The following is a 4,458-nucleotide window of genomic DNA, read 5'->3' as shown; positions in this document are numbered from 1 at the left end:
GCACCCGAGAGCGGGGTTCCGGGGGCTCCGCCCCAGACCCCGTTCGCGCCCGAAAGGCGCTCGTCCTCAAACGCCGGACAGGCTGAGGATGCCTGTGCTGGGCGTCCTGCCAAGGGCAGCCCCGCCAGGGGTGCGGGGAACTTCGTGGGCGGCCGGCCACGTGGCCCCCGGCCGCCTTCGCTAGCGCCTTCGCTAGCGCACGCTGGACGCCCGGACGTTCAGGTCCGGCAGAATCGACAAGTGGTGCCGCGCCCGCCCGGGGTCGCCCACCCGGAGGGCGAGGAGGTCCACCGCAGCCACCCCCACCGCCCGCTTCGGCGGGGCGACAGCCGTCAGCGGGATGTCCGCAAGCGCCGCGACTTCGTCGTCGTACGCCACGATCGCGAGGTCGCCCGGCACGGACAGGCCCCGTGCCCGCAGCCGCGGCAGCAGCACGATCGCGTCGTGGTCGTTGTGGACCAGGACCGCGTCGAGCAGCCCGGCCCCCACCGCCCCGGTGAACTCGTCGAGTTGGGCGTCACGCCGCATCGGGTCGGCCTCCGGCGCCGTGATCGTGAAGCGGAGCGACTCCGGTGCAGGGAGGCCGAGTGAGGCCAGCCCGCCGAGGTAGCCCTCCTTGACCAGCGCGCTGTGCGGGCTGTCCGCGCGCAGCAGCAGCCCGATCCGTTCGCGCCCGGTCCGGGCGAGGTGGCGTACGGCGAGCCGCGCACCGTAGGCGTGGTCGGTCACCACCCGTTCCGCGCCCGGCACATCGTCCCCCGAGCGCCGCTCCACCAGGGTGAAGGGCACTCCCAGCGCCGCCAGCCAGTCCTGGTGACCGGGTGGCCCGCACGGGGCGATGAGCAGCCCGTCGATGCCGTGCGAGAGCAACTGCCGTACCTGCGCCCGCTCTTCCTCGGGACGGTACTGCGAGATGCCGAGCACCAGCCGGATGCCCCGGGCGGCCGCCGCCTCCCGCGCCCCCTTGATGACCTCGGGGTAGTAGTAGTCGGCCGCCGGGACCACGAGGCCGAAGACCAGGGGTGCGCCGCTCACGGAGGGGGAGGGCGGCGCCGTCTCCGGGAGGAGCGCCCCGCCGTGCACCCGGGCCACCAGACCGCGCTCGGCGAGCGCCTCCACGTCCCGGCGCACGGTGACCGCCGACACCTTCAACTCCTCGGCGAAATCGGTTACGCGCAGCGAGCCGCGCTCCCGGAGCCGCCGCAGTATCGCCTGGTGCCTGTCCTCGGCATGCACGTGGTCCCCGCCCCTCCCGGTCGGCGTCCGCCGACCGCCGTCAACCGCTGACCAGGAGCGTAACCCTCGTTAGATCGTTCGTGCACGATTCTGCGCGAACGATCAATTTCCCTGAGGAATGTGCGAAGTATTGCGCGTTCTTTCGATGTCATGAGAGAAACCGCTCAATCGCTCCGCGTCCGCTCCGGGCCGCCGCGCCCACCCGGGTTCCCCGCGCCCACCCCGTGCCCCTCCTTGTTCGCTCACGCTTCGGAGGTCCCGCCACCATGCCATCTCCCTCGGGCAGTTCACGCCGTACCTTCCTCGCCGCCTCTGGCACCGGCGCCGCCGCCGTCACGCTCGGTCTGGCCCTGCCGGCCGCGCGGGCCGCCGCCTCCCAACTCGCCCCGGACGCCGATGAGTTCGACACCCTGCGCCTCAGGTGGCGCGACCTCACGCTCGGCACCGGCTTCGACGCGACGGCCCAGCCCTACGCCGCCAAGCTCGCCGCGCTCGGCGACGCCGCGCGCACCGCGCTCGCCACCATGGCCCCGGCCACCGGATCCCTCTGGCCCGACCAGCCGCTCACCAACCCCGCCACCGGCTCCGCCAACATGAGCGCGAGCTACACCCGGCTCAACACGATGGCGCAGGCCTGGGCGCAGCCCGGCACCGGATCCACCGGCGACGCCGCCCTGATCGCCGCCGTCGGCAAGGGCCTCGATCACCTCTACACCCGGATCTACAACGAGAACACCAAGTCCTTCGGCAACTGGTGGGACTGGCAGATCGGCAGCCCCCGGCTCCTCCTCGACACCGCCGTCATCGCGTACGACACCCTCAACTCCACCCAGATCGGCCACTACACCGCCGCCGTCGACCACTTCGTGCCGGACAGCGCCGTCGCCGTCTACACCGGCACCTCCACCGGCGCCAACCGCACCGACCTCTGCCGGGTGCTCGCCACCCGCGGCGTGCTCGGCAGGAACGCCGCGAAGATCGCCCTGGCCCGCGACGCGCTCTCGCCCGTCTTCCCGTACGTCACCGCCGGCGACGGGCTCTACGCCGACGGCTCGTTCGTCCAGCACACCTGGATCGCCTACACCGGCTCGTACGGAGAGGTCCAGATCGACGGGCTCGCCCGGCTGTTCGCGCTCCTCACCGGATCGAGCTGGGCCGTCACCGACCCGAACCGGCAGATCATCCTCGACTCCGTCGAGCGCAGCTATGCGCCGTTCCTCCACGACGGCCTGATGATGGACTGCGTCAACGGCCGCGCCGTCTCCCGCCAGGCCACCGACGACCAGCTCATGGGCCGCACGATCATGGCCCACATCGCCATGCTGGCCCTCGGCGCCTCGCCCGCCGAACGCGACCGCTGGCGCTCCCTGATCAAGGGCTGGACCGACCGGGCCCCGACCCCGCCCGTCCTCGCCGACCAGCGGCTCTCCGTCGCCAACCTCGCCCTCCTGAGCGCCGCCGTGGACGCGGCGCCCGCCGCCGCCCCCGCACCCACCGGGCCCCGCCTCTTCCCCGCGATGGACCGCGCCGTGCACCGCGGCACCCGTTTCGCCGCGTCCCTGAGCATGTCCTCGAACCGGATCGCGTACTACGAGAACGGCAACGGCGAGAACCTCCGCGGCTGGCACACCGGTTCCGGCATGCTCGCCTGGTGGGGCGACGGCTTCGCGGGCGACCAGTACAGCGACGGCTTCTGGCCCACCGCCGACCCGTACCGCATGCCCGGCACCACGCTCTCGCGCAAGCCGCTCGCCGACGGTGAGGGCGGCGCGTGGGGCGCGGCCCGGCCCGCCGTGACCTGGGTGGGCGGCGCCACCGACGGGACGTACGCCGCCGTCGGCCAGCACCTCAAGGGGCTCTCCTCCAGCCTCGTCGCCCGCAAGTCGTGGTTCTTCACGGGCGACGAGATCGTCTGCCTCGGCGCCGGCATCGTCGCCGGCGACGGCACGCCCGTCGAAACCGTCGTCGACCACCGCAACCTCGGCGCCACCGGCACCAACGCCCTCACGGTCGACGGCCGCCGCCTGCCCGCCACCCCGGGCCGCCACGACACCTTCTCCGGCGCCCGCTGGGCGCACATCGCGGGCCAGGCCGGATACGTCTTCCCCGGCGGCGCCCCCCTCCAGACCCTGCGTGAGGAACGCACCGGCACCTGGAAGGCCATCAGCACCGGCGGCGCCACCGACCCCGTCACCCGCCGCTACCTCACCCTCTGGTTCGACCACGGCACCGACCCGGTCGACGCCTCGTACGCGTACGTCCTGCTGCCCGGCGCCCGGCAGTCGGAGACGGCGGTCCGCGCCGCCGACCGCGACAAGGTACGCGTCCTCACCAACTCCGCCTCCGCGCAGGCCATTTCGGTCCCGGGGCCCGGGCTGCTCGCCGCCAACTTCTGGACGGCCGGTACGGTCGGCGGCCTGGGCGTGGACGGCCCGGCGAGCGTCCTGGCCCGTACCGCACGGAACACGGCAACCCTGTCGCTCGCCGCGCCCGAACGCACCGGGGCCGCGATCGAGCTCACCTGGGACCGGCCGGTACGCTCGGTCACCACGCGCGATCCGAGGATCGAGGTCCTCGCCACCGGCCGGTCGCTGCGGCTGCGCATCACCCCGGACACCGCCTGCGGCACGGTCCGGGCCGACGTCGTACTCGGCTGACGCGAAGCTGACGGGACTCGGCCGATGCGAAGCTGACGGGACGCTGACGCGCGACGGACGGCGAGCTGACGCCCGGCTGACGTGCCGCTGACAACCAGGCTTCACGCCGTTGTTGGGACTCAACAAATCTTGGGGCCCCTGCGCTGTCGAGTCGGCTGCTCGGTGCAGGTCTACTGTCAGCCCCCACTAGGAAAGGGGTCCCGAGACTGTTCGGAGTCGACGGAGGAAATCCTTGACCCCTTTCGTAGGGTCGATACATGACCGTTGTGGACGAGACCCAGGGTGAGCCGAGCGATACGCGTGGACGCGTGGCAGAACTTCTTGCCTTGCGCGAGGAGGCGCGTCGCGGGCCGAGTGAGCGTGCGACCGAGGCCCAGCACGCGAAGGGCAAGCTGACCGCCCGCGAGCGCATCGACCTGCTCCTGGACCCCGACTCGTTCCACGAGGTCGAGCAGTTGCGCCGCCACCGTGCGGTGGGGTTCGGCCTGGAGGCGAAGAAGCCGTACACCGACGGTGTGGTCACCGGCTGGGGCACGGTGGAGGGCCGCACGGTCTTCGTCTACGC

At 72.7% G+C, this 4,458-nt stretch carries 3 protein-coding genes; 2 read left to right on the top strand and 1 reads right to left on the bottom strand.

The annotated features are described in order from the left end of the window. Positions 1–192: 192 nt before the first annotated feature. Positions 193–1,236 (bottom strand): substrate-binding domain-containing protein, encoded by a 1,044-nt coding sequence (locus tag AB0D31_RS34580; protein WP_362730864.1) that lies wholly within the window; start codon positions 1,234–1,236, stop codon positions 193–195. Between the two features lie 266 nt (positions 1,237–1,502). Here AB0D31_RS34580 and AB0D31_RS34575 point away from each other — a divergent pair, with 266 nt between their 5' ends. Next, entirely contained in the window at positions 1,503–3,893 is a 2,391-nt protein-coding gene (locus AB0D31_RS34575; protein ID WP_362730862.1) for a polysaccharide lyase 8 family protein, read from the top strand. Between the two features lie 257 nt (positions 3,894–4,150). Then, the coding region (locus tag AB0D31_RS34570) for a carboxyl transferase domain-containing protein (RefSeq protein WP_362730860.1) at positions 4,151–4,458 on the top strand (308 nt) is incomplete at its 3' end.

The organism is Streptomyces sp. NPDC048361, assembly GCF_040651795.1.
Lineage (GTDB): Bacteria > Actinomycetota > Actinomycetes > Streptomycetales > Streptomycetaceae > Streptomyces.
Note: the sequence above shows the minus strand (reverse complement) of the source record. Positions and strands in the feature narration are given on the sequence as shown.

Bases quoted from the DNA above. Each gene is read 5' to 3' on its own strand.
- AB0D31_RS34575 (WP_362730862.1), top strand. From the start codon at position 1,503: ATGCCATCTCCCTCGGGCAGTTCACGCCGTACCTTCCTCGCCGCCTCT.